Below are 23198 nucleotides of genomic sequence, written 5' to 3'. Positions count from 1 at the left end.
GTTCCCGGTCGAACAGTGTGCTTTCTTTTTAAAGGGTATGATTGATACTGCGATCATTATTTTTCATAAACTTCACTTTTTTAACCATAATTTAGGAGAAAATGACCGTCAATTCATTCCTTTAAGGAAAAGTTAAGAAACTAAGATAATAATAGGCTTATTCAAATGAAAACCGTATTAGAAAAGGAGCCAGCACAGATGAAAAAATGGATTTTAATAGCGGTGGCTGCCGTAGTCGTTAGTTTCTCGGGCTATCAATGGTATGCAGTAAAAACAAGTGCCAAGACTACATCATCACAAGAACGTACGGCCGTGGTGAAAAAAGGAACTTTAGCTGTCAATATCAGTGGGTCCGGAACTGTTCAGGCAGTTACTAGTCAAGACATTATGTCTACATTTAATAATGATGAAATTGATGAAGTATTAGTTGGGACAGGCGAAAAGGTAAACAAAGGTGATGAACTGATTACATTCACGGATGGGAGTGACCCGATCACAGCACCTGCAGCTGGGAAAATAACATCACTATCTGTTTCTGCAGGAGATAGTGTTACTTCCGGACAAGTGGTCGCCCATGTAACGGACTACAGTGGCTTGGAAACAGCTGTTCAAATTGATGAACTTGATATTTCTAAAATCCAAAAAGGACAAATGGTCAATTTAAAAGTAAGTTCATTCCCTGACGAGAAGTATACAGGTAAGGTTACCGATATTTCGAAAGAAGGTACTTCTTCAAATGGAATTTCTACGTTTACCGTTACGATTATGATCGATAAAATTGCTAACCTTAAAGTAGGTATGAGCGTGGAGGCTAGTATACTAACTGAAAGTAAACCAAATGTCATTTATGTTCCACTTGATGCGGTCCATTCGTCAAATGGTAAAAAATATGTCAATGTTGTTTCATCAGATGATACTTCAAACACGACAAAGAAAACTGTAAAAACAGGCATTGCCAATGAAGATTATGTAGAAATAACAGAAGGGCTCGCAGCGGGAGATACCGTACTACTTCCAAAATTAGCGAAAGCAAGTACAATAACTACTACAACACAAGGAAATAGTTTATTTAGTGGTATGGGAGGAACAAGTAGTATGAGAGGAATGTATCGCAGCAGCGGTACTGGACAGTTTAGTGGAAGGAGTAGAAACTAATGACTAAACCGATTATGCAAATTAGTAACCTAAAGAAAGCATACAGACTGGGCGGAGAAATCGTCCATGCCTTAAATGATGTTTCCATTGAAATTCAAAAAGGAGAATTCCTGGCGATTATTGGCCCATCAGGTTCGGGTAAATCAACCTTAATGAATATGATCGGATGTCTGGACAAACCACAGTCCGGAAAATATCTCCTGGATGGTAAGGATATTTTTAGAATGGATGACAATGAATTGGCGACGATCCGAAATCAAAAAATCGGCTTTATTTTTCAAAACTTCAACCTGCTGACAAAATTAACGGCACTTGAAAATGTGGAGCTTCCGTTATTATATGCCGGGGTATCCACAAAGGAACGAAGGGAGAGAGCTTTCGAAGCTTTGGATAAAGTGGGATTAAAGGAGAGGGCCGGTCATTTGCCAACACAGCTGTCGGGCGGACAGCAGCAGCGGGTTGCTATTGCCAGAGCACTTGCAGGTAATCCAGCTATCCTGTTAGCCGATGAACCAACTGGTGCCCTTGACAGTAAAACAAGTAAGGAAATTATGCAGATTATGAAACAACTAAATGAATTGGGCCATACGATTATCCTCATTACTCATGACCTTGACATTGCCAAACAAGCAAAACGAATGGTCAGTATCCAGGATGGTCAATTACAGGAAAATGGAGGTGAGCTCATTGGGCATCTTGCAATCCATTAAAATGGCTCTTAAAAGTATCAAAGGAAATAAACTAAGATCGGTACTTACCATGCTGGGGATGATTATTGGGGTCTCATCTGTAATCGTTTTAGTCTCCATTGCCCAGGGGTCTACAAAAAATGTAACGAGTCAAATCAATCAATTAGGGACAAATCTATTAACCATTAATACATTTAGCACGGATGTGGCTTTAACAGAGGACAAAATTAGCGAAATTAGTAAATTAGATGGTGTAAAAGCAGTATCACCTGTTGTATCAGGACGAGTCAACGTTAAAAAGGACCGGACAACTTCTCAGGTGACCATGACAGGAACCAATGCTGCCTATTCGGAGGTGCGTGATACCAAAGTAAGTGCAGGACGATTTATTACTGATTTGGATATTGAATATAGACAAAAGGTTGCTGTCATTGGTTCATCTACGGCGACAACTTTCTTTGGAACGGAAGACCCTGTTGGTCAATATCTGCAAATTGAAGGAACCTCCTATAAAGTCGTCGGTGTTCTTGTTTCGAAAGGCAGTTCAATAGGGCAGGGCGGGGACAACACCGTGATCGTTCCACTTAGCACCGGCCAGCGGTTAATAGGAAGTACGACGATTAGCACAGTCTATTTAAAAGGTGAAAGTGAAGATCAGATGGATGCAGTCATGAATTTAGTTGAAACAAAAATGGCGTCCCTTTTCCCAGCTCAAACTGATTCTTATAGTGTGACAAATCAGCAGGATGTCATGGACACAATGAGCTCCGTATCGGACACGATGACATTGATGCTCGGCGGTATTGCGAGTATTTCCTTGCTGGTCGGCGGAATTGGTATTATGAATATTATGCTCGTATCTGTTTCTGAACGAACAAAAGAAATTGGTATCCGTAAAGCAATTGGCGCTAAAAGGCGGGATGTCCTTATCCAGTTCTTAATTGAAGCAGTTGTCTTAAGCGGTGTCGGCGGACTAATTGGGATTATCTCGGGGATAGGGATCGGGAAATTAGTATCATCCCTATTTAGTTTGAGTGTCTCCTTCTCTTCCAACGTTGTCCTATTTTCATTCTTGTTCTCGTTAATAGTTGGAGTCGTATTCGGTGTATTCCCAGCAAATAAAGCGTCCAAGTTAAATCCAATTCAAGCATTAAGGTATGAATAATTGGGAAATTGAAGCGGTGCGCTGCTGTTGCGTCCGCTTCGTTTCCTATATAATGGTATGAATGCTATTTATGTGAAGGAGAGATAGAAATGCGTTTATTGGTGGTAGAGGATAACCTTTCATTATTAGAATCTATTGTTCAACTTTTATCCGATGAATTTGAGGTTGATCAAGCTTCAAACGGCGAGGATGCTTTATTCTTAGCGATGCAAAACATTCATGATGTCATTGTTTTGGATGTGATGATACCTGAAATCGATGGTTTTGAAGTACTGCAGACGATCCGTAAGGAAGGATTAAAAATCCCCGTCTTATTCTTGACAGCAAGAGACTCTTTAGAGGACCGCGTAAAAGGACTTGATTTTGGCGGTGATGATTACTTAGTAAAACCGTTTCAAGCTGCTGAATTAAAGGCAAGAATCAGGGCGTTACTAAGAAGAAGCGGCAGCTTAACGACGGATCAAACCATTAAATATCGCGGCATCGAGTTATTAGGCAAGGAACGTGATATTCTGGTCGACGGAGAATCCATTAAACTAACAGCTAAGCAATATGAGCTATTGGAATATTTAATTCAAAATAAGGGAGTTATTTTAACAAAAGAACAAATATATGATCGTGTATGGGGATTCGACTCCGATACCACGGTTGCGATTGTAGAGGTGTTCATGCATCATCTTCGCAAAAAATTAGAGCCGTTCGGCTACCATACCGATATTAAAACGATCCGCGGTGTGGGCTACATGCTGAACGAAGAATAGAGGCAGCATATGTTTCGTCAAACGCATATTCGACTTACTTTTATCAATTCTATTGTATTTATTGTTTTAATTAGTATATTAGGGAGCATTATTTATTTTTATACTGATAATAAACTATACCAGGATGTTAACCAATCCTTAATGGATTCTGTTAATCACTACCAGCATCCAAGTGAGCAAATGTCTAAACAAGATGGGAAACCTGATGGGGATGAACAGACAGAACCAAAATTTATGCGAAGAGATCCACGGATTATTACGTTAATTTGGGATGAAAAGGGGAAGCTGTTGGCAGGGCAAGATCGCGGTGCAGCCCTATTTCAGGACAATGAAAAACGGATACGTCCCAAGAAATACGGCACCTTAGAGGACGTCGATGTAGAGAATTTTACTTTTCGCTATGTGGCATTTAAGGCTCAAGTTCCAGAATTGGGGAACATTACAGTCCAAGTAATTCGTAATGTGAATTCAGAAAATGAACTGCTGGAAAGGCTTCTGTTAATCCTGTTAATTGGCTGCGGTGTAGGAATTATTTGTGCGGTTGCTTCCGGTTATTTCCTGGCTGGAAGAGCATTGGTTCCGATAAAAAAATCATGGCAAAAACAGCAAGAGTTTGTTTCCGATGCCTCACATGAATTGAGAACGCCATTAGCCGTTATTCAGGCCAAAACAGATATCTTGTTTCGCTCACCAACGGCAACGATTCAGGAAAAAATAATCGATATCTCCACGATTTCAAAGGAATCAAGGCGGCTTTCAAAACTGGTAACAAACTTACTTACATTGGCGAGGTCGGATTCTGATCAAATGGAAATGAAAAAATCAGAATTCCAATTGGATGATCTTTTAAAAGAGATTATTCAACAGTACGAAGAGTTTGCGATGTATCAAGAGAAAACCTTGCGCCTAGAAGCTGCTGAACCTGTTACGTTTATAGGCGATAAAGAAAGGATTCATCAATTAATTGTCATTTTATTGGACAACTCCATAAAGTATACAAAAGAGGGTGGAGAAATCTCGCTTTCCTGCACGCAGAGTCATTCCTCTATCTATCTAAAAGTAAACGATACAGGAATCGGAATCCCTGAAAATGACATTCCAAAGATTTTTGACCGTTTTTACCAAAGCGATAAAGCTCGGACGGAAGCTGACGGCGCTGGACTCGGCTTATCGATTGCTAAGTGGATTATCGAAAAACATCATGGTAAAACAAAGGTTCAGAGCGTTTTAGGTGAAGGAACAAAAATTGAAATGATCTTTCCGAAGTCCCAAAAATAATTTTTGGGGCTTGTTTAAATCTTAAGAAAAACTTAAGGAAACCGATTCATAATTTGTTTGTCTACTTACTATAACTTCAGGATATTTGAAGGGAGAAAAACAGGTGAAGAATACTAGAAAAGCTCATTTATGGATTGGTTTAATTGCGTCTATTTTTATTTTTATGGAGTCGATTACGGGTCTATTGATAAATGAACCATGGTTAATCGGACAAACATCAATGGAAGGCGGCAGGGGCAATTTTCAACCAGGTCAAATGAATCAAAGCCAATTCAATAATGGTCAGACCAATCAGGGACAAGCAAGACAAGGTATGACGCCAAATTCTGGGCAAAATTCCGGTCAACCACAAGGACAAACTGGGAATCAATACCGAAATTTTAATCGAAATGGCCAATTTCAAGGACGCCGTAATTTTAGCGGAAATGGGAACTTTCCAGCTGGTATGATAATGAACAGAGGAGGAATGGGACAAACCTCAGTTATGGGAATCATCCGCGGTCTCCATGAAGGGCGAATTGGCAATACCAATATTAAATGGTTAATAGATTTAGTGGCGCTTGCCATGATCGCATTAACAGGTACGGGAATCTATTTATCCATTAAGGTCCTAAGTGCGGAAGCGAAACGAAAAAAACGTCAAACAGATATGTTTAGTGATATATGATAAAAAGAAGCACACGAGACTTGCTCGTGTGCTTGTTTGTCTTACTCGACAATGATCTTCCCTTTAAACATTTGCATACCGCAGCTAAATGTATATTCACCTGTTTTATCTGTAGTGAATGACAGTTTTGTTGTCCCTGTCTTCAATTTTATATTGTTAATATTTAAATCTGGTATCATAAAGGTAGATAAGCAGTTACTGCTGTCTAAAGGATTGGTAATGTCAAGTTCGACCATAACACCTTTTTTAACCCGGATCACGTTGGGGGAATATCCTTTATCTGTTACAAGCATTTGGACCTTTGGGGCAGAATCTCCGGTAACATTTACTTCCGTTTTGGCTGTATCAGTTGCTTGTGAGGTTTGAGTTTGAGCAGCTGCGCTTTTACTAGGAATCTTTACCATATCACTACTGTACATAAATAAGAACAAAGAAACGAGGACAATGCCTCCACCAATTATAGCAAAAGGTGAAAGCTCTTCCGTGTTAATCGAAAATTTGCTGTTTGTTGTCACATGGATATAAACCATCACAAAGCCAATGATGACAACATAAAATCCTAATAAGATGCCTAGCAATATTGTCGGGTTAATATACTGGAGAAAAAGTCCAAGAATAGCGCCATTTATTCCGCCCATTAAACCAGATATGGCTCCCATCAAAATCGCTAAGATCCCAACCGGATGTCCGGCTAAGAAACCAACGACGAAACCAATAATCATGCTGATTCCTACTGTCAGGAAGGTCTCACCGGAAACCAGCCCAATGATACTTCCGGCAAGTAACCCAGTGATCACAGCAATTACCATACTTACCAGGATTCCTGGCGTATTGTTCAATTTGCTTTTATTTCGATAAACTAGATAAATTGAATAGCCCGTACTGACGGCCACAAAAGCGGCTGAAATAATCGAAAATATATTCATGCTTTGTCTCCTCTTATGTGCCTTAATAATTAAACAACATAAGAGTATTATAAATGTAAAGAATAGATTGTAATTTGTATTTTCTGTGATTTATATGAACGTTTTATGACTCTTATCAAGAGTGGCCGTCGCTTTTGTCTTTATCCAGAGTGTTTTTATAAATTTTTTTTAAGACTTCATTTTGAAGTTTCATATATTCAAGTAATATTTCTTTTTCTGCTTCTTCTTGCGCTATTTCGTCCTTTTCTTTTGTCATCCTTGTACCCCTTTTTGTCCTAATTTTAGCTAAAGAGTAGAATAATTCATAATTTATTTGACTTTTATTATAGAGAAATATATAATTTTTTCAAAAATACTATTTGAAACGTTGACGGGGATTAGTAAATTGACGCGGTCTTACCAAGAGAGGAAACCATTGGTGTGAGGTTTCTTAAGACAATCAATTGAACCTGCCTCACGAGTTCTGTATCGGATTATTACTTGAAGATACATGCGGATAAAATCCGTTATCATGCGAGAGAGTTTAAAGCTTTTGCTTTTTGAATTTAGGGTGGTACCGCCAGGCCTTGGTCCCTTTTTTAGGATCAGGGTCTTTTTGTATTCAAAAAGCGAGTAAAGGCTGAATCATTCTTTCGATATAAAAATAATAATGGGGTGTCAAAATGGCAAAGGAATTTGTAAAAGATGTAACCAGCATGGACGAGGATTTCGCCCAGTGGTACACTGATGTTGTCACGAAAGCAGATTTAATTGATTATTCAAGTGTTCGCGGTTCGATGATTATCCGTCCATATGGATATGCATTATGGGATAATATTAAAAACGAGTTAGACCGACGCATTAAAGAAACAGGGCATGAAAATGTTTATATGCCATTATTTATTCCTGAGAGCCTGCTGCAAAAGGAAAAAGACCATGTTGAAGGCTTTGCTCCTGAAGTAGCCTGGGTTACTCACGGCGGTTCTGAACCATTAGCCGAACGTTTAGTGGTGCGTCCAACATCAGAGGTATTATTCTGTGAACATTACAGTAATATCATTCACTCATACCGTGATCTGCCAAAACTATATAATCAATGGGCTAACGTTGTCCGTTGGGAAAAAACAACCCGTCCATTTTTACGGACATTAGAGTTCTTATGGCAGGAAGGTCATACTGCCCATGCAACGGATGAAGATGCAATGGAAGAAACGATTAAGATGTTAAATGTCTATGCGGCTATTTGTGAAGAGATTCTTGCCATTCCTGTGGTAAAGGGTCAAAAAACCGAAAAAGAGAAGTTTGCTGGTGCCAAGGCTACTTTTACGATTGAGAGCTTAATGCATGATGGAAAAGCATTGCAATCCGGAACTTCCCATCACTTTGGTACAGGGTTTGCTGAAGCGTTTAACATTCAGTATACCGACAAAGAAGGCAAACTGCAGTATGTTCATCAAACATCTTGGGGCTTTACAACTAGAATCATCGGTGCATTAATCATGGTTCACGGCGACGACCGTGGTTTGGTAATACCTCCTAAAGCTGCGCCAACTCAAGTGATGATTGTTCCGATTGCGCAGCATAAAGAAGGCGTGCTTGATTTTGCTTACGATTTGAAAAAGTCTCTAGCTTCTGTTGCTCGCGTTGATATTGATGCCAGTGATAAAAAACCAGGCTGGAAGTTCAATGAATACGAAATGAAAGGGATTCCTGTTCGTCTTGAAGTCGGACCTAAGGATATTGAAAATAAGCAGGTTGTCTTGGTTCGAAGAGATACATTAGAAAAGGTTGTTGTTTCTTTAGACGAGTTAGAAACAAAACTGGTTGAATTGTTAGATGATATCCAGTCAAACCTTTATAATAAAGCCTTAAATCATCGTGAAGAGAGAACTTCGGTTGCGACGACTCTTGGGGAGTTAAAGGATAGCCTTGAAGCAAAACCAGGGTTTATCAAAGCTATGTGGTGCGGCGATTTAGCCTGTGAAGAAAAGATTAAAGAGGATACTGGCGCAACTTCCCGCTGTATTCCTTTTGAACAGGAAAAAGTGGCTGATAAATGTGTTTGCTGTGGTAAAGAAACAGACAAAATGGTTTATTGGGCTAAGGCTTACTAAAATATTTGCAGGGCTCTTCCGATTTCGGGAGGGTCTTTTTTTTATAATAGATAAGAACGGTCGTGTGAAGGCATGGGAGTTCATGAGGACGATCCAAGAGAGGAAACCAAGCAACTTGTCTTCATGGCGGGCTCATGAGGACAATCCGAGAGAGGAAACCAAGCAACTTGTCTTCATGGCGGGTTCATGAGGACAATCCCAGAGAGGAAACCGAGCAATACGTCTTCATGACAGGTTCATGATGACAATCCTAGAGAGGAAATCGAGCAGATTGTCCTCATGACAGGTTCATGATGACAATCAAAGAGGGGAAACCGTGCAACTTGTCCTCATGATGGGTTCATGAGGACAATCCAAGAGAGAAACCAAAGCAACTTGTCTTCATGGCGGGTTCATGAGGACAATCTAAGAGAAGAAACTAAGCAGCATGTCCACATGACAGGTTCATGAGGACAATCCCAGAGAAGATACCAAGCAACCTGTCCTCATGATTCTTTTCTAAAAACTAGGGTCGTCAAATATAGTGAATGTTTGCAATAGATCTCTCAAATTAACTCCTATAAAAAAGGAAAACTTAAGATTTATGGCGAATTTTAATTATTCAGAAGGGGGAAGACCTATATGAAACCAATCTTAATAGATTTTCTAGATGAAATTTATACGGAAAGATTATATATTCGAAAGCCGATGCCTGGAGATGGAAAAGTGGTCTTTGGAGCCATACAGGCATCTATAAATGAACTGAAACCGTGGCTGCCCTGGGCTAATCGAGAGCAATCCGAGCAAGAGGTTGAGGCAAACATGCGTGAAGCGCATGCGAAATTTTTAACCAGAGAGGACCTAAGACTACATATTTTCAACCGAGAAACAGGTGAGTTTATCGGTGCCACTGGTTTACACCGGATGAATTGGGATATACCAAAATTCGAAATCGGTTACTGGATTGATACCAGACAAAGCGGAAATGGGTATATTACGGAAGCAGCAAAGGCAATCACGGGATTTGCCTTTCGTGAACTAAACGCAAAACGCGTCGAAATCTTTTGTGATCGTAAAAATAGTAAAAGCCGAGCAATTCCTGAGAAATTAGGTTTTACTTTAGAAGGGATATTAAAAAATGAAGGAATTTCTGCCGATCAGCAAGAACTCCGCGATACTTGTATCTACGCAAAAATCAAATAATAAATAAAAAACTCGACGCCGTCGAGTTTTTTATTTGAAACCGATTATATATCTTTCTAAATAGAATTTTGTAATGGCTAAATATTCACGAGAGTATGACTTTATTACGGCTGACCAAGGAGTCTCAGCAGAAAGACCCTTCACACGTAAACCTTGGTAATTAGCAATTGATAGAGCTCGATATATATGGAAAGTATTGGTTACTACTAGACCTAGTTCAGCATTAGGAGGAATGAATTTCTTCGAGAACTCAATATTTTCATAGGTATCCGTAGAATGCTCTTCTAGTAGTATACGAGATTTGTTAATACCTTGACTTACTAACTCCCTTTTAATTGCCTCCGCCTCCGTTATATCTTCGCCAGGACCTTTACCTCCGGATGCAATAACAAGTGTATCAGTATTTTCCTTTAAGTACTTTGCCGCAGCATCGATCCTACTGGCTAATACCTTAGATGGTTCCTTACCTTTAACCCTTGCTCCAAGGACAATTAAATAATCTGCATTCTTCGGCGCTTTAATATGGCTATATTGGATAATCTTAACTTGTAATATGCCGATATAAACCAGACCTACCACTACCAAGAAACCTATCAGCGATAACATTCTTTTGTTTTTCCTCATCTTCTCAATTCCCACTTTTACTTAAGTTTCAGTTTAATAGTACCATAATATTACATTTTTTTATATTCAAAAAGAAAAGGCCCATGAATACCATGAGCCTTTCATTACTATTTTTTTACTCACATACCCACGAAAGCCCCATGGTCCCGACACCAGTATGAACACCGGCAACAGTGATCAGCATCAAAACCTCTGTTTCAATACCAGGGAAGTTTTCGTTAATGTATTTTTCAATCTCAGAAGCCTTTTTCGAGTCGTTCGCATGAACAACCGCGACTTTTTTTACTGTTTTTGTTTCAAGATCTTCTCTTAATTTAGAAGCCAGCAAGAACATCGCTTTTTTATCGGTACGAACTTTGTCTTTAATCTGTGCAGCACCGTCTTCTATAGCTAAAATCGGTTTTATATTAAATAAAGAGGCCAAGATTTTTTGGCCGCCAGACACCCGGCCGCTTTTGTGAAGCTGATCCAAATTCGATGGGACTAGATATAATCGAGTATTGCTCCGTAAAGCATTTAGATGTTCAACCACTTTCTCGGCCTCCACACCCTGCTCGACAAGCTCAATTCCTCTTTTTATTAAAAATGAAAGTGGATAGGAACCAATTTTAGAATCGATCGCAAATAACTTGAAATCCTCCATATTAGCGGCCATTAGGGAAGACTGATAGGTCCCTGTTAAAGTACTGGAGGCATGTATGGCGATCCCAAAATCATAGTCTTCTTTCATTTTTTTATAAAGTTCTACAAAATCGTTAATGGAAGGTTGAGACGACTGAAACTTTCCTTCCTCGTTTTTCATCCGCTCATAAAATTCCTGTTCTGTTATATCAATCGTTTCTTTATAAAACTCATCGTTAATGACAACGTGTAAGGGGATAACAAATATATGATTTTTCTCAATAAAGTCTTTGCTAAGAGAAGCAGTTGTGTCAGTAATCCATGCAATTTTTGCTTTGCTCATATTTTTTCCTCCACTAAAAACTTTCAATATAGTAAACATTACTATATTGAAAACAGTTTCACTAGTTATATTTGTAATATAAAACTTTGAACATTTTGTGAAAATTACGGGAGTTGTTATTTAAAAATATTAAGGTGTGATTTGAATCACTTAGTTGCGATAATTTATTTCATATAATCACTAAGGATATAGTGATAACTAAATAAGGAGTGTTTCATTGTGTTAGATCAAAAAACAATCGATATTATCAAATCAACAGTACCGGTATTAGAAAAACATGGAGAAACGATAACAACCCGCTTTTATAAATTAATGTTTGGAAACCACCCAGAATTATTAAATATCTTCAATCATGCCAATCAAAAACAGGGAAGGCAGCAAAAGGCTCTTGCAGGGACGGTATATGCCGCTGCTATGTATATTGATAACCTTGCAGCTATCCTGCCAGTAGTTAAACAAATCGCCCATAAACATAGAAGTCTTGGAATTAAGCCAGAGCATTATCCTATTGTCGGAAAACACCTGTTAATGGCTATTAAGGATGTACTAGGCGATGCAGCAACAGACGAAATTATTGATGCTTGGGCACAAGCTTACAATTTAATTGCGGACGCCTTTATCAGTGTGGAAGCAGAAATGTATGATGAAGCTGCACATCAACAAGGGGGCTGGAGCGGCTTCCGTAATTTTGTTGTTGATCGTAAAGTAATCGAAAGTGACGTGATAACCTCTTTTTATTTAAAGCCTGAAGATAACCCCGAAATCGCCGGTTTCATCCCTGGCCAGTACATTAGCATTAAACTAGAAATAGACGGTGAGAAGTTTACCCATATCCGTCAATATAGTCTGTCAGATGCCCCTGGCAAAGATTATTACCGTATCAGTGTTAAAAAAGAGGCTGGAACAGCAAATCCTGATGGAATGGTCTCTAATTACTTACATGACAAGGTGAGCGAAGGAGACATACTTAAAATCAGTGCACCTGCAGGTGATTTTATTCTTGATACTCAAAAGACGACTCCTGTTGTGTTTTTAAGCGGCGGGGTCGGCTTAACACCTATGATGAGTATGTTGAAAACAGTTGTAGAAGTGCAGCCTGGACGTCAGGTAACGTTTGTCCATGCAGCAGCAAATAGCAATGTTCATGCCCTAGGCGATGAAGTGAAAGAATTATCAAATCTCGATTATGTGAAGTTATATGTGTTTTATGATGCTCCTACCGAAGAGGACCGCCTAAACAATCGATTTGATGTTGAGGGCTATGTAACTCGTGAGTGGCTAAAGGAAAATGTACTAATAGAGGAAGCAGATTTTTATTTCTGTGGACCAGTTCCTTTTATGAAAGCGATCAACCGTTCTTTAAAAGAATTAGGTGTCAATGAAAGCAGAATTCACTTTGAGTTCTTTGGACCAATGGGGAATTTAGAAGAATAGAAAACGAATTAGCCGGTTTCCAATTTGGAAATCGGCTTTTTTTTTTATAAAATGAAATGTTAACAAATAATGAATTTTTTATTTTCACGAGAAAACACAAGCTTCAAAAGTTTGTTTCAAACCACAACTGTGATTAAATAATAGAAAAAGGCCAGAAAGGGTGTCACACATGGGTAAGAATACCATCCGCTCCTTCACGGTCATAGGAGTATTCTTTTGTCTCCTGTGGCTGATTGGACTTGGCTGGGCAGTAGGTCAATATTATGCTGACAAACCGGACAATGTTCCGATGACAAAAACTGCTAGCAAAAAAGTGGAGAACAAAAATGGTCTAACAATTGTGGCGTTAGGGGACTCGTTAACCAGGGGGACTGGTGATGAGACCGGAAAAGGCTACGTTGGGGATCTGACTGATCAAATAAAAGAAAAAACAAAGAAGCAGGTTCAGCTCACCAATTTGGGTATCAATGGGCAGACCTCTGACCAGCTTCGGAAACAGGTCCTGCAAACAGAAGTCGGACGGCAAATTCAAAAGGCTGACATCGTGTTAGTAACGATTGGCGGTAATGATTTGTTTCGCGGCGGTCAAGGATTAACCGATTATTCAACTGGTAATATCGCTGCCATTGAAAAAAAATATTTAACTAATTTAAAGTTTATCTTTGAGCAAATCCGTAAGAACAACAAAACGGCCAATGTGTTTTTCATTGGATTGTACAATCCATTTATTGAATTAAATCAGGGAAAAGAGATGTCAAAGGTTGTCCGTCATTGGAACTATGATAGCGCCGAGGTAAGTGCAGCCTATCCAAAAATTGTCTTTGTGCCAACATTTGACTTGTTTGAATTAAAAGTAAATGATTATCTATATTCCGATAAGTTTCATCCGAACGCAAAAGGGTATCGTTTAATTGCAGAACGTGTAGCCTCACTGCTTACCTGGTAAGGAGAAGAAAAAATGGAGAAAAAAATTACCTTAGCTGTGGAAAATTTAAAAAAAGTCATTGGAAAACGGGAAATTATTAAAGGATTAACATTTAATTTGCGCGAAGGGGAAGTATTTGGGTTTTTGGGACCCAATGGCGCAGGGAAAACGACCACCATCCGGATGCTGGTAGGACTTATCAAACCGACAGCTGGAAACATCCAAATCTGCGGCTACAATGTTGCGGATCAATTTCAAAAGGCGATGAGCAATCTCGGTTGTATTGTCGAAAACCCAGAATTATATCCTTACCTATCAGGCTATAACAACCTGCTCCATTTTGCCCGTATGCTAGATGGGATCGGAGAGGAGCGCATTAAAGAGGTCACCGAGCTTGTTGGCCTAACGGATCGGGTTCACGATAAAGTGAAAACATACTCATTGGGGATGCGGCAGCGTCTTGGAATCGCCCAAGCCCTTTTAGGACGGCCTAAGGTATTAATTCTCGATGAACCGACAAATGGTTTAGACCCTGCTGGAATTCGGGAAATGCGCCAATTCATTCGTTTTCTTGCAGAAAAGGAAGGGCTAAGCGTTCTTGTCTCGAGTCATTTGTTAAGTGAAATTCAGTTATTGTGTGATCGGGTTGCGATTATTTCAAAAGGAACGATTATAAAAATTGATACAGTCGAGCAGCTCCTTGCGAATCGGGAACGGGCTGTCTGGCGTGTTTCTCCATTTGAAAAAGGGAAACAGGTATTAAGTACATTAACGGAAATGCAGGTAAGTGATGATGGGACATTTGTAACAGAATATGATGAACAGAAGATACCGGAATGGAATAAACAGCTTGTGACGGCAGGGGTTTCTGTCACGGAAATTAATCGAAAAATGCCTGTGTTGGAAGATCTATTCCTCGAACTAACGGGGGGTGACTCGATTGAGTAAATTAATTCAAAATGAAATGATGAAGCTGATTGCCAAGAAAAGGCTAGTGGTCATTGCCCTGATCATCGGTGTATTAGTGCTATTATTTACATATGCCCAATATAAACAAGTTGAGACACAGCGGGAAAAATTAGGAACAAGTGATTGGCGCACGATTCTCCAGCAGCAGATTGTCGATACGACCAACCGTTTAAGCAGCAGCCGATTATCTGACGAATGGAAAAAGCAGCTGCAAATCTCATTACAACAGCAGCAATATTATTTGGATCATGATATCAACCCATCAGAGCCTGGTGCACCCACGTTTATGCGTATCTTTCTGGAGAATTCTATTGATTTATTTATCCCGTTGATGGTCATGGTTATTGCCAGTGATTTAGTTTCTTCGGAACACAGTCTTGGTTCAATTAAGCTATTGCTGACGAGGCCAGTTAAAAGGTGGAAAGTGCTTTTAAGTAAGTACATTACGCTTTGTTTAGCGGTATCGTTAATCATTGCTATTACTGGTATCCTATCTTATCTCATTTCTGGATTAGTTTTTGGCTATAAAGGCTGGGGGGCGCCAATCCTGACAGGATTTAACGTGACTAATACAGGATTAAATACAACCGATGTAAAACTTCTCAGCCTTTGGAAATTTCTTTTGATGGATTTTGGGTTAGTTTGGTTTGTCGCAATCGTGGTTGGTACGTTATCGTTCATGTTGTCTGTCCTTATCCGGAGCACGGCCGCGGGGATGGGGGTTATGCTCGCAGCACTCATATCAGGAGCAATCTTAAGCAACATGGTATCTTCATGGGAATCCGCCAAATACTTTTTTATGGTCAATTTACGGTTAACGGATTATATGAAAGGGACAGCCCCGCCGATTGAGGGAATGGATTTGTCCTTTTCCATGATGGTCCTATTTATTTGGTGGGCTGTAGCTTTACTTGTTTCTTTCGCGGTATTTACAAAAAAAGATGTTTATTAGGTTTAGAAGCTATTCCTATTCTGGGAATAGCTTTATTTTGTGTGTTTCGAGAGTTTTAGGTAAGTGAAAAGGTATTTCTTAAAATTTGATTGAATATTATTAATTTTATAAAATAGTGATGACACATGAAAAAAGGAGGGATCAAATGACATTTGCGATAAAAAAAATTGATCATGTGCAGCTTGCCGGTCCTAAAGGGTGCGAAGATGATGCAAGAGCATTTTTTTCAGACATCCTTGGATTAACAGAGGTGGAGAAACCAGATGAGTTAAAAAAACGCGGTGGAGTTTGGTTTGAGTTTGGTACCTTTCAGTTGCATATAGGCATAGAAGATCCATTTTCACCTGCTAAAAAGGCACATCCAGCATTAATCGTTGAAAATGTAGAAGGTTTAAAAAGCCACCTAAAAGAGCAAGAAATTGCCTTTACAGAAGATGATAACCTCCCAGGGGCAAGTAGAATTCATGTTTTTGACCCATTTGGCAATCGTCTTGAATTTATTGAATGGGACTAAGAGAATGCCTTGAAAATAAAAACCCCCGATCCAATAGTTTATGGGATCGGGGGTACGCCTTACTATCGGGGGATTTCAGGCCATCATTTTTTGGGATCTATTAAATCAATGGCAGAGAAGAGGGGGATTCCTCTGCCAGGAAAAGAAACAAATTAATTTATCTTGCTTTTTGTTGCGGCATGAATAGGTGCACGGTTAACCCCAAAATGCTGTTTGAGGATTAATGATGGGCCTCCAAGATTAAACAGATAGCGAGCTTCAATAACTAATTTCATAAAGCCGCCAATTACTCCGGATAAGCGGACATTGCCAACCTTTCCGACCCCTACTTTTAGCCCAATAGAGGCAACAGAGCCCTTATGATGATACTCAAAAGCCTTCAAAGATTCTCCGCGAATGGAAGCAATAATATTCTTTGCACATACAGGTGCTTGCTGCAGGGCAACTTGGGCAGTTGGTGCTAGTGCATTCTTTTCATCCTTCATAAATAGCGAGCAATCTCCAAGACTAAAGACATTTTTCATGTTTTTAACACGAAGGTACGAATCAACCTCAATTTTTCCTCTTGCAATTGGCAGTCCCCAATTACGAACAATCGAATTTCCTTTTACACCACAAGACCAGATTAAAGTCCGGGTTGGGATGTAGATATTTGGATCTATGACAACCTTTTCAGGTGTACATTCAAGAATTTTTCTACCTGTAATCAGTTCAATATTCATCTTTTCTAAGACTTCTGTTGTATATTCAATCGATTGCTTAGGGAAGAATGGAATGACAGAAGGTGCCGCCTCAATTGCCACGATTTTTACCTTTTCAAATGGAATATTGTGTTCGGTACATAGTTTTGGCAGTCCATCAGCCAGCTCTCCCAGCAGCTCGACACCAGTAAAACCGCCGCCGGCAACAACAAAAGTTAAGCGAGAAGGGTCTTGATCTTGTTTATATAAGTTAAATTGTTTAATAATTTGATTATAAATAGCTTTTGAACTTCGAAAACTTCTTATTTGAAAAGCATTTTCCTTAATACCAGGTGTTCCATATGTTTCAACCTCAAATCCAAGTGCGATTAATAGATAATCATATTGGACTGACTCGCCGCCTTCAAGGTGTACTTCTTGTTTATGTATATCCACAGATGAAACAGCTGCTTGCAGAAATCGAGTTTTGCTAGGATTAATTAGTTCAGGAATAGACATCGCAATTTGACGATCGGCTGCTGTCCCAACTACTGTTTTGTGAAGCTGCGTGGTAATGTAGTGATATTCATGCTTATTAATCAGGGTAACATCTGCTTCTCCTGATTTTAATAGTTTCTCAAGACTTTTACTTGTGATTATTCCACCATATCCGGCACCTAAAATGACAACTTTTGGCTTATTCATTTAACTCCCCACTCCAAACCTATTTATCTATTTTTTTATATTGTGAATTTATTCACATTCTATTTATTTAAAAAAAGAGCGAGGCTCCTTCTTTTAATTGTGAAAATCTTCACATTCATTTATGGTTTTAGGATACGCTAATCCAAAAAAAATCTCAAGTGGTTTTTAGTTAAAAATTTGTCAGATTGGTAAATTTTTTTTTACAAAGAGGGCATGATAATTCCGTGCAAAAGGAATATTTACGACAAATGGAGGAGAGTTAGGATGAAGTTTAAAGGATTAATTTTTACACTAGCATTATTCTTAATGCCTGCTGCTGCACTGGCTAATGATACGATTCCAGCGAATCATGAGGCAAAACCATGTGATTGCAAAGATGGGAAACGTCACCATATGAATCATAAAGATTGGCAGGCCATGATGGCAGAAAGGGAGCAAAAGCTTCTTGGCTGGGTAAGTCAATATACTCCTGAAAAAAAGGCAGAATGGTCTAGGGTTCTCAAGGAAAAGAAAGACCTCCGTACCCAATGGATGAGCCCTGAAAATTCCTCCAAACGTGAGCAATGGAAAAAAGAAAGAATCGCTAAAATTGAGGATCTGAAGAAGCAATTTGAATCAGGAAAGATTACAAAAGAGGAGTTTATAAAGCAAGCACATGGCGGGAAAGAGATGGGACATTGGAAAACCTTCCATGAACTAAGAATAGCTGTTGATAAAAAGGATAACAAACAAGCAGCGATTCTGTTAAATCGGCTGTTAGAACAAACGAAACAGCATAATCAGCTAATGAAAGAAAAACTAGCTAAGTAGAAAACAGTGAAGGTACTGTTTTCGACCAAGTGTTATGAAAAGCCAATTTCCGTTTGGGGTTGGCTTTTTTCCTTTTTGTGTTTTAATATCACACTTAAAGGGAAAATTAATAAGGATGGCAATTCTGAGGAGGCTGATGAGTTGAAAAGAAAAACATTGATGATGACCACTATTGGTTTAGGTGCAGCCTATTTATTACGAAATCCCCATTCGCGAAAAAAATTAATCGATCAATTTCAGGCAATCACAAAAAAACGGTAAAACCAGAGGCATCCCTTGACAAGCAAGGAATGCCTCTATTAGTTCCTATTTTTTTAGATTGATTTGGTCTTTCTTTGCTTCAATAATATCCTCTTTAATTTCTTCCTTGATATCATCTGCGATTCCCTCTGTTGCTCGTTTGAATTCACGGATCGATTTCCCAAATGCTCGTCCGATTTCAGGAAGTTTGTTTGGTCCAAAAATGACTAAAGCCACTATTAAAATTAAGATTAAGCCAGGTACACCAATATTAGAAAACATTTCTTCATCTCCTAGTGATGAGTTGTAACTATTCAACCGCTATTATAACGGTTTTTTGTCGATTGTACTAGTGAAAAATGTTTTAAGAGAAATTCGCATGAATGAAAAATAAAATCAAGAAAGTGATGCCAAGTTTTAAATGCCAATTGCGGTCCTTTCTCTTAAAACGCTTAAGTCCCATATACATTAATGGGAGAAGAACGAGGACTGTCACAATTCCTGAAATATAAGTGAAATCAAGCTTAAACCCCCGCAAAATGGCCATATAAACATGGAGAAATACGACTCCTGTTGAAAGTAATGCAATTGGAACATGCCAAGTTCGGACCAGCTTACCGACAAATTGTAAGATGGTTTTTAACTCAATTGTTCCCCATTTCATCCTTTTGAGCTGTTTATTTTTTAATAGTAGAAAAACAGGATAAATAGAGACTGCAGCATAGAAACCGATTTGTGCAATAGAACCAAACTGTTTAAATGTTCCTTTGTATTGTCGGAAATCTTGGGCCATTAACTGTTGTCGGTCCAAATAAACAAACAATACTTCGGCTAAAATGACGACAACCATCATCATTAAAAATAAATTGGTTCTTCGTCTTTCTTTCGGATTAGCAATGAAATTTGCTAAGAAGCCGGTTTTTCTCTGTGAAAGGGAACCTTGTTTCATGTATATCACCTTCCTTCAACTTTTCTTTGATTATAAATGTCAAATAGGAAAAATGTTTAATTTTAAGGGGAATTTAATGTACGGAGATTTTAAGTATCGGCCGGGCAAATGCATTCCGGCCGATGTTTGATGATGACAATACTAAATAACAAGATTAGATTGAATGTAAAAATATAAAAGTTTGGCCGTATTTTCGATCGAAGATACATGTGTCCGTTCAAACGCATGTGATGAGTCAATTCCAGGCCCGATTAAGCCATGAACGATATCATGTCCGGAGCGAATTGCTGCAGAAGCATCTGAACCATAGAAGGGATAAATGTCTAGTTTGTAGCCAATCTTATGTTCTTCGGCCAGACGAACCAAGTGTTTCCGTAGTTCATAATGATAAGGGCCACTAGAATCCTTTGCACAGATGGATACCGTGTATTCATCTGTGGACTGGCCATCACCCATAGCCCCCATGTCGACTGCCAAGTATTCGACTGTCTCTGGTGTAATATTGGAATTTCCGCCATAGCCAATTTCCTCATTGTTTGAAATTAAGAAATGTGTCGTATACGGCAAAGTAATTCCTTCGTTTTTGATTTGTTTAATCAAGTGCAAAAGAATCCCAACACTTGCCTTATCATCTAAATGGCGTGATTTAAGATAGCCGCTCGGGGTAAGTTCTACACGTGGATCAAACGCAACAAAATCACCAACTTCAATTCCAAGTGCCCGCACTTCTTCAGCAGTATGTACTTTCTCATCAATGCGTATTTCAATATTATCTTGGTTCCGCTCGGCTTTGCCCGCATCTTTATACACATGGACAGAGGTTTGGTGCATTAGGATGGTTCCGGTATATTTTTTCCCATTTTGCGTTTCAATTTGGCAGTACTCACCCTCGATCGAGTTGTATTTAAAACCGCCGATTAAGTCAATTTTTAGTCTGCCATTTGCTTTTACTTCTTTTACCATCGCTCCAAGAGTATCTACATGGGCGGTTAGCATTCGATGTTTGCTGCTATCTTGTCCTTTTATGGTGGCAATTAAGCCGCCTTTTCGATTCCGATATGTATCAACCTCTAATTCCTTAAGGAATTTCTCTACAAAAGTGATGACTTTATTCGTATTTCCGGTTGGGCTTGGAATAGAGACTAAATCTGCAATCAACTTCATTGTTTCATCTGAGTTTATTTGAACCACTTGCAATACCCCTTTCTGTTTTCCCTCTCTTTTATTATACCTAATCTTGTCTAAAGAAGTGGTTTTAAACCATTTTAAGTTCAACTTTTTGCTATTGATGCATAGGTTAACAAAGGTCGTATTTTTAATCTATAGGAATAAGAATAATAGAATTTGGGAATAAAGGGAATATGACATATCTAGTAAAATCATTGGTTGGACCTTGATTCAACCTGTTTTATATAATAGGGAGGAGAAAAAGTTGACCAGATTAGAGCTATATCATCAACAAAAAACGAAGCAGTTTCCGTGGAAGGGTCTAATTTTTTTCATAGCAGGAAGTTTAATCTTAACTGCAGGTTTCTTTGTTTTTCGCAATTACTATCAAAGTTCCATTAAAATTGACGCACCTTCAGAGCAATTAGGAGAAAAAGTGGTGATTCACTTGCCAAATGGGCAAAAGGTCTACACCTATGATAATTTTATTATTAAAAAAAATGGAAAGACATATTATAAAGGGGAACGAAATACCATTGATTTAACGGGAGGCACCATTACATACGAGGATTGGAAGTGAATAGTTTGGAAAACATCAGCTCATGCAGCGGCGTGTCCTCTTATATTCCCTTTTTCGTTATGGACAATCTAGTCTTAGAGCATGATAAATGGTAATCTATTAATAATTGTGCAGGAGTATTTTATTTTAACACCTCTAAATACATAAAAGGATGATTATGACATGAAATACTTCGTTTGGACACTAATCATAGTAGATTTACTTATCATTTTGGCTGTCATTTGTGGTGAAATATTTTTTAGTATATGATGTTTCTCAAAGTCTATTAGGTTTTTCTGCGGGCAAAAAGCTTTTATTTTTTACCAATAAAAAGACTTGAGTATCTATTTACTTGAGTCTTTTTTCTTATCTGAGAGTGTTTGGTCTGTAGGGATTGATGGTCTTATTCAATAAATTAATAAAATTTTAATATTAAATTCCTTTTATTAAAAATAGAAAGGGTATATATTTAAGTTTAAGTCTGTAATTAGATTTATATCAAATTTGGATATTTCTACCTCTTTTGAAGGTGATTAAACGATTCAGTTTTGTTATTATAGAATTATAATGTGGATACCTGCCAGGAATATTCGGTTTTAAGTGAGGGTCATAAGTATGGTAAAAAAAATATTAATTATTTCTTCTGATAATACAGGACATGGACATAAAAGTATTACAGAATCTTTGAATGAAAAACTCAAACTCGACACTGATATCGAGGTTAAAGTAATAGACGGCTTTTCACTTGGCGGATCATTTTTGATGCGAATTGGAAAGTCGTATGGCCCAATAACAAGAATGTCCGAAAACTTATGGAAAATGGTCTTTAACTTTTCGGCTAAAAATCCAGAATTGATTAATAAGTTTATAGAAAATCTCATAAAAAATACTTTTTTAAAAGTATTGATGGAAGAAAAACCTGATTTGATTTTATCTGTTCATCCCAATTTTAATGGGTCAATTTTAAATATTTTAGAAAAACTTCCTATTAAAATACCATTTTTTGTTCTTATTGCCGATCTTGTGAACATATCCCCGCTTTGGGCCGATAAGAGAGTTGATTATACGATCTGTCCAACGATGGAAGCAAGGGACAAGTGTATCGAATATGGCATACCAGCAGAGAGACTTAAAATGTTAGGATTTCCTGTACGCTCAAGATTTTTTAGAGACAGTACGAATAAAAAGGTAAGTTATAGCGGTGGGGAACCCTTAAGATGTTTAATCATGAGCGGTGGCGAGGGTGTGGGCAATATGTTGAATATTGCTGAAGTTCTGCTTGATCATTTTGATTGCCATGTGAAAATTGTGGCAGGAAGGAATAAAAAGTTAAAATCAATGTTAAAGGAATCGCTCTCAAGCAAGTATGGAGACAAAGTGGAGATTTTTGGATTTACCGAAAATATTCAAGATCTTATGTTCGATTCCGATATCGCATTTACCAGAGGAAGCCCAAATGTAATGTTTGAGGCGATTTCTTCCAATACACCCATTATTATAACAGGAGCTTTACCTGGTCAAGAAGAAGACAATCCCTACTTTGCGGAAAGCTTAAATTTGGGGGTAATCTGTGAGGGAACAAATGACATTAAACCTATGATCACCGAATTACTTGCGAATGAAGCGGAGAAACTAAAAAATATTATCGATTGTCAAAAAAACTATATAAAACCTGAAGTGGCTGAAGAAATTATTCAATTCCTTTTAGAAATGGAAAATCGTTCTGAGAGGAAGCTGCAGCTTGCCTGATAGTTAGGAAGCAAGTTTTATTTTAATAAAAAGCAAAACGA

Annotated in this window: 24 protein-coding genes and 1 other annotated feature; of the genes, 16 read left to right on the top strand and 8 right to left on the bottom strand. The window is 38.4% G+C overall.

What is annotated here, in order from left to right:
• Positions 1-198 precede the first annotated feature (198 nt).
• The 6 genes from J7E81_RS24000 to J7E81_RS23975 all read left to right on the top strand — a co-directional run bounded on the left by J7E81_RS24000 (position 199) and on the right by J7E81_RS23975 (position 5715).
• Positions 199-1155 carry an efflux RND transporter periplasmic adaptor subunit gene (locus tag J7E81_RS24000; RefSeq protein ID WP_215046241.1) on the top strand — a complete coding sequence of 319 codons (957 nt, stop codon included), beginning with the start codon at positions 199-201 and terminating at the stop codon, positions 1153-1155.
• Entirely contained in the window at positions 1155-1865 is a 711-nt protein-coding gene (locus J7E81_RS23995) for an ABC transporter ATP-binding protein (protein ID WP_251028841.1), read from the top strand. The genes J7E81_RS24000 and J7E81_RS23995 overlap by 1 nt, the downstream gene beginning before the upstream one ends.
• Complete coding sequence (locus J7E81_RS23990; protein WP_251028840.1) at positions 1843-3009, top strand: ABC transporter permease; 1167 nt, start codon at positions 1843-1845, stop codon at positions 3007-3009. The genes J7E81_RS23995 and J7E81_RS23990 overlap by 23 nt, the downstream gene beginning before the upstream one ends.
• An 89-nt stretch (positions 3010-3098) precedes the next feature.
• Positions 3099-3770 (top strand): response regulator transcription factor, encoded by a 672-nt coding sequence (locus J7E81_RS23985; protein WP_215046239.1) that lies wholly within the window; start codon positions 3099-3101, stop codon positions 3768-3770.
• A gap of 9 nt (positions 3771-3779) precedes the next feature.
• Positions 3780-5048 (top strand): sensor histidine kinase, encoded by a 1269-nt coding sequence (locus J7E81_RS23980; RefSeq protein ID WP_215046237.1) that lies wholly within the window; start codon positions 3780-3782, stop codon positions 5046-5048.
• A gap of 103 nt (positions 5049-5151) precedes the next feature.
• Positions 5152-5715 (top strand): PepSY-associated TM helix domain-containing protein, encoded by a 564-nt coding sequence (locus J7E81_RS23975; protein WP_215046235.1) that lies wholly within the window; start codon positions 5152-5154, stop codon positions 5713-5715.
• A 41-nt stretch (positions 5716-5756) separates the two neighbouring features.
• Here the strand turns inward: J7E81_RS23975 and J7E81_RS23970 are convergent, their stop codons facing one another.
• Both J7E81_RS23970 and J7E81_RS23965 read right to left on the bottom strand, forming a co-directional pair.
• The gene (locus J7E81_RS23970) at positions 5757-6641 is read right to left on the bottom strand and encodes a cupredoxin domain-containing protein (RefSeq protein WP_215046234.1); all 885 of its coding nucleotides are present in this window, start codon (positions 6639-6641) and stop codon (positions 5757-5759) included.
• A gap of 115 nt (positions 6642-6756) precedes the next feature.
• Positions 6757-6897 (bottom strand): hypothetical protein, encoded by a 141-nt coding sequence (locus tag J7E81_RS23965; protein WP_215046232.1) that lies wholly within the window; start codon positions 6895-6897, stop codon positions 6757-6759.
• Positions 6898-6999: 102 nt separating this feature from the next.
• Positions 7000-7219, top strand: a binding site (T-box leader).
• Between the two features lie 84 nt (positions 7220-7303).
• On the opposite strand from J7E81_RS23965, the gene proS reads away from it, so the two are divergent.
• A complete protein-coding gene (gene proS / locus J7E81_RS23960; protein ID WP_215046230.1) occupies positions 7304-8734 on the top strand; it encodes a proline--tRNA ligase in 1431 nt (476 codons plus the stop codon).
• Positions 8735-9355: 621 nt separating this feature from the next.
• The gene (locus J7E81_RS23955; protein ID WP_215046228.1) at positions 9356-9916 is read left to right on the top strand and encodes a GNAT family N-acetyltransferase; all 561 of its coding nucleotides are present in this window, start codon (positions 9356-9358) and stop codon (positions 9914-9916) included.
• 30 nt (positions 9917-9946) lie between these two features.
• Here J7E81_RS23955 and J7E81_RS23950 read toward each other — a convergent pair whose 3' ends face one another.
• Together J7E81_RS23950 and J7E81_RS23945 are read right to left on the bottom strand one after the other, a co-directional pair.
• A complete protein-coding gene (locus J7E81_RS23950) occupies positions 9947-10540 on the bottom strand; it encodes a YdcF family protein (RefSeq protein ID WP_215046226.1) in 594 nt (197 codons plus the stop codon).
• Between the two features lie 115 nt (positions 10541-10655).
• The gene (locus J7E81_RS23945) at positions 10656-11504 is read right to left on the bottom strand and encodes a DegV family protein (RefSeq protein ID WP_215046224.1); all 849 of its coding nucleotides are present in this window, start codon (positions 11502-11504) and stop codon (positions 10656-10658) included.
• 219 nt (positions 11505-11723) lie between these two features.
• Here J7E81_RS23945 and hmpA point away from each other — a divergent pair, with 219 nt between their 5' ends.
• The 5 genes from hmpA to J7E81_RS23920 all read left to right on the top strand — a co-directional run bounded on the left by hmpA (position 11724) and on the right by J7E81_RS23920 (position 16298).
• The gene (gene hmpA, locus J7E81_RS23940; protein ID WP_215046222.1) at positions 11724-12938 is read left to right on the top strand and encodes an NO-inducible flavohemoprotein; all 1215 of its coding nucleotides are present in this window, start codon (positions 11724-11726) and stop codon (positions 12936-12938) included.
• Between the two features lie 169 nt (positions 12939-13107).
• Positions 13108-13884, top strand: a complete 777-nt coding sequence (locus tag J7E81_RS23935; protein WP_215046221.1) for an SGNH/GDSL hydrolase family protein — start codon at positions 13108-13110, stop codon at positions 13882-13884.
• A gap of 12 nt (positions 13885-13896) precedes the next feature.
• Positions 13897-14811: an ABC transporter ATP-binding protein gene (locus tag J7E81_RS23930; RefSeq protein ID WP_215046220.1), complete on the top strand. Its 915-nt coding sequence runs from the start codon at positions 13897-13899 to the stop codon at positions 14809-14811.
• Positions 14804-15784: an ABC transporter permease gene (locus tag J7E81_RS23925; protein WP_215046219.1), complete on the top strand. Its 981-nt coding sequence runs from the start codon at positions 14804-14806 to the stop codon at positions 15782-15784. Before J7E81_RS23930 ends, J7E81_RS23925 begins: the two co-directional genes overlap by 8 nt.
• Positions 15785-15929: 145 nt before the next feature.
• Positions 15930-16298, top strand: coding sequence for a VOC family protein (locus J7E81_RS23920; RefSeq protein WP_215046218.1), 369 nt, complete (start codon positions 15930-15932; stop codon positions 16296-16298).
• Positions 16299-16450: 152 nt separating this feature from the next.
• Here J7E81_RS23920 and J7E81_RS23915 read toward each other — a convergent pair whose 3' ends face one another.
• A complete protein-coding gene (locus J7E81_RS23915) occupies positions 16451-17683 on the bottom strand; it encodes an NAD(P)/FAD-dependent oxidoreductase (RefSeq protein WP_215046217.1) in 1233 nt (410 codons plus the stop codon).
• A 264-nt stretch (positions 17684-17947) separates the two neighbouring features.
• On the opposite strand from J7E81_RS23915, the gene J7E81_RS23910 reads away from it, so the two are divergent.
• On the top strand, positions 17948-18493 hold the full coding sequence (locus tag J7E81_RS23910; protein WP_215046216.1) for a hypothetical protein: 546 nt from the start codon (positions 17948-17950) through the stop codon (positions 18491-18493).
• Positions 18494-18799: 306 nt separating this feature from the next.
• On the opposite strand, the gene J7E81_RS23905 is transcribed toward J7E81_RS23910, so the two are convergent.
• The 3 genes from J7E81_RS23905 to J7E81_RS23895 form a co-directional block, all read right to left on the bottom strand.
• A complete protein-coding gene (locus J7E81_RS23905; protein WP_215046215.1) occupies positions 18800-19015 on the bottom strand; it encodes a twin-arginine translocase TatA/TatE family subunit in 216 nt (71 codons plus the stop codon).
• 82 nt (positions 19016-19097) lie between these two features.
• Positions 19098-19682, bottom strand: a complete 585-nt coding sequence (locus tag J7E81_RS23900; protein WP_215046214.1) for a hypothetical protein — start codon at positions 19680-19682, stop codon at positions 19098-19100.
• 141 nt (positions 19683-19823) lie between these two features.
• Positions 19824-20846: a M42 family metallopeptidase gene (locus J7E81_RS23895; protein WP_215046406.1), complete on the bottom strand. Its 1023-nt coding sequence runs from the start codon at positions 20844-20846 to the stop codon at positions 19824-19826.
• A gap of 268 nt (positions 20847-21114) precedes the next feature.
• Between J7E81_RS23895 and J7E81_RS23890 the strand changes: the two genes are divergently transcribed.
• Both J7E81_RS23890 and J7E81_RS23885 read left to right on the top strand, forming a co-directional pair.
• Positions 21115-21429: a hypothetical protein gene (locus J7E81_RS23890; RefSeq protein ID WP_215046212.1), complete on the top strand. Its 315-nt coding sequence runs from the start codon at positions 21115-21117 to the stop codon at positions 21427-21429.
• A gap of 594 nt (positions 21430-22023) precedes the next feature.
• Complete coding sequence (locus tag J7E81_RS23885; protein WP_215046210.1) at positions 22024-23157, top strand: MGDG synthase family glycosyltransferase; 1134 nt, start codon at positions 22024-22026, stop codon at positions 23155-23157.
• Positions 23158-23198: the final 41 nt, after the last annotated feature.

The organism is Bacillus sp. ISL-18 (assembly GCF_018613415.1).
Lineage (GTDB): Bacteria > Bacillota > Bacilli > Bacillales > Cytobacillaceae > Neobacillus.
This window is presented reverse-complemented; position numbering and strand designations above follow the sequence as displayed.

Bases quoted from the DNA above. Each gene is read 5' to 3' on its own strand.
- J7E81_RS24000 (WP_215046241.1), top strand. From the start codon at position 199: ATGAAAAAATGGATTTTAATAGCGGTGGCTGCCGTAGTCGTTAGTTTC.
- J7E81_RS23995 (WP_251028841.1), top strand. From the start codon at position 1,155: ATGACTAAACCGATTATGCAAATTAGTAACCTAAAGAAAGCATACAGA.
- J7E81_RS23985 (WP_215046239.1), top strand. From the start codon at position 3,099: ATGCGTTTATTGGTGGTAGAGGATAACCTTTCATTATTAGAATCTATT.
- J7E81_RS23980 (WP_215046237.1), top strand. From the start codon at position 3,780: ATGTTTCGTCAAACGCATATTCGACTTACTTTTATCAATTCTATTGTA.
- J7E81_RS23970 (WP_215046234.1), bottom strand. From the start codon at position 6,641: ATGAATATATTTTCGATTATTTCAGCCGCTTTTGTGGCCGTCAGTACG.
- J7E81_RS23965 (WP_215046232.1), bottom strand. From the start codon at position 6,897: ATGACAAAAGAAAAGGACGAAATAGCGCAAGAAGAAGCAGAAAAAGAA.
- proS (WP_215046230.1), top strand. From the start codon at position 7,304: ATGGCAAAGGAATTTGTAAAAGATGTAACCAGCATGGACGAGGATTTC.
- J7E81_RS23955 (WP_215046228.1), top strand. From the start codon at position 9,356: ATGAAACCAATCTTAATAGATTTTCTAGATGAAATTTATACGGAAAGA.
- J7E81_RS23950 (WP_215046226.1), bottom strand. From the start codon at position 10,540: ATGAGGAAAAACAAAAGAATGTTATCGCTGATAGGTTTCTTGGTAGTG.
- J7E81_RS23945 (WP_215046224.1), bottom strand. From the start codon at position 11,504: ATGAGCAAAGCAAAAATTGCATGGATTACTGACACAACTGCTTCTCTT.
- J7E81_RS23935 (WP_215046221.1), top strand. From the start codon at position 13,108: ATGGGTAAGAATACCATCCGCTCCTTCACGGTCATAGGAGTATTCTTT.
- J7E81_RS23930 (WP_215046220.1), top strand. From the start codon at position 13,897: ATGGAGAAAAAAATTACCTTAGCTGTGGAAAATTTAAAAAAAGTCATT.
- J7E81_RS23920 (WP_215046218.1), top strand. From the start codon at position 15,930: ATGACATTTGCGATAAAAAAAATTGATCATGTGCAGCTTGCCGGTCCT.
- J7E81_RS23915 (WP_215046217.1), bottom strand. From the start codon at position 17,683: ATGAATAAGCCAAAAGTTGTCATTTTAGGTGCCGGATATGGTGGAATA.
- J7E81_RS23910 (WP_215046216.1), top strand. From the start codon at position 17,948: ATGAAGTTTAAAGGATTAATTTTTACACTAGCATTATTCTTAATGCCT.
- J7E81_RS23905 (WP_215046215.1), bottom strand. From the start codon at position 19,015: ATGTTTTCTAATATTGGTGTACCTGGCTTAATCTTAATTTTAATAGTG.
- J7E81_RS23900 (WP_215046214.1), bottom strand. From the start codon at position 19,682: ATGAAACAAGGTTCCCTTTCACAGAGAAAAACCGGCTTCTTAGCAAAT.
- J7E81_RS23895 (WP_215046406.1), bottom strand. From the start codon at position 20,846: ATGAAGTTGATTGCAGATTTAGTCTCTATTCCAAGCCCAACCGGAAAT.
- J7E81_RS23885 (WP_215046210.1), top strand. From the start codon at position 22,024: ATGGTAAAAAAAATATTAATTATTTCTTCTGATAATACAGGACATGGA.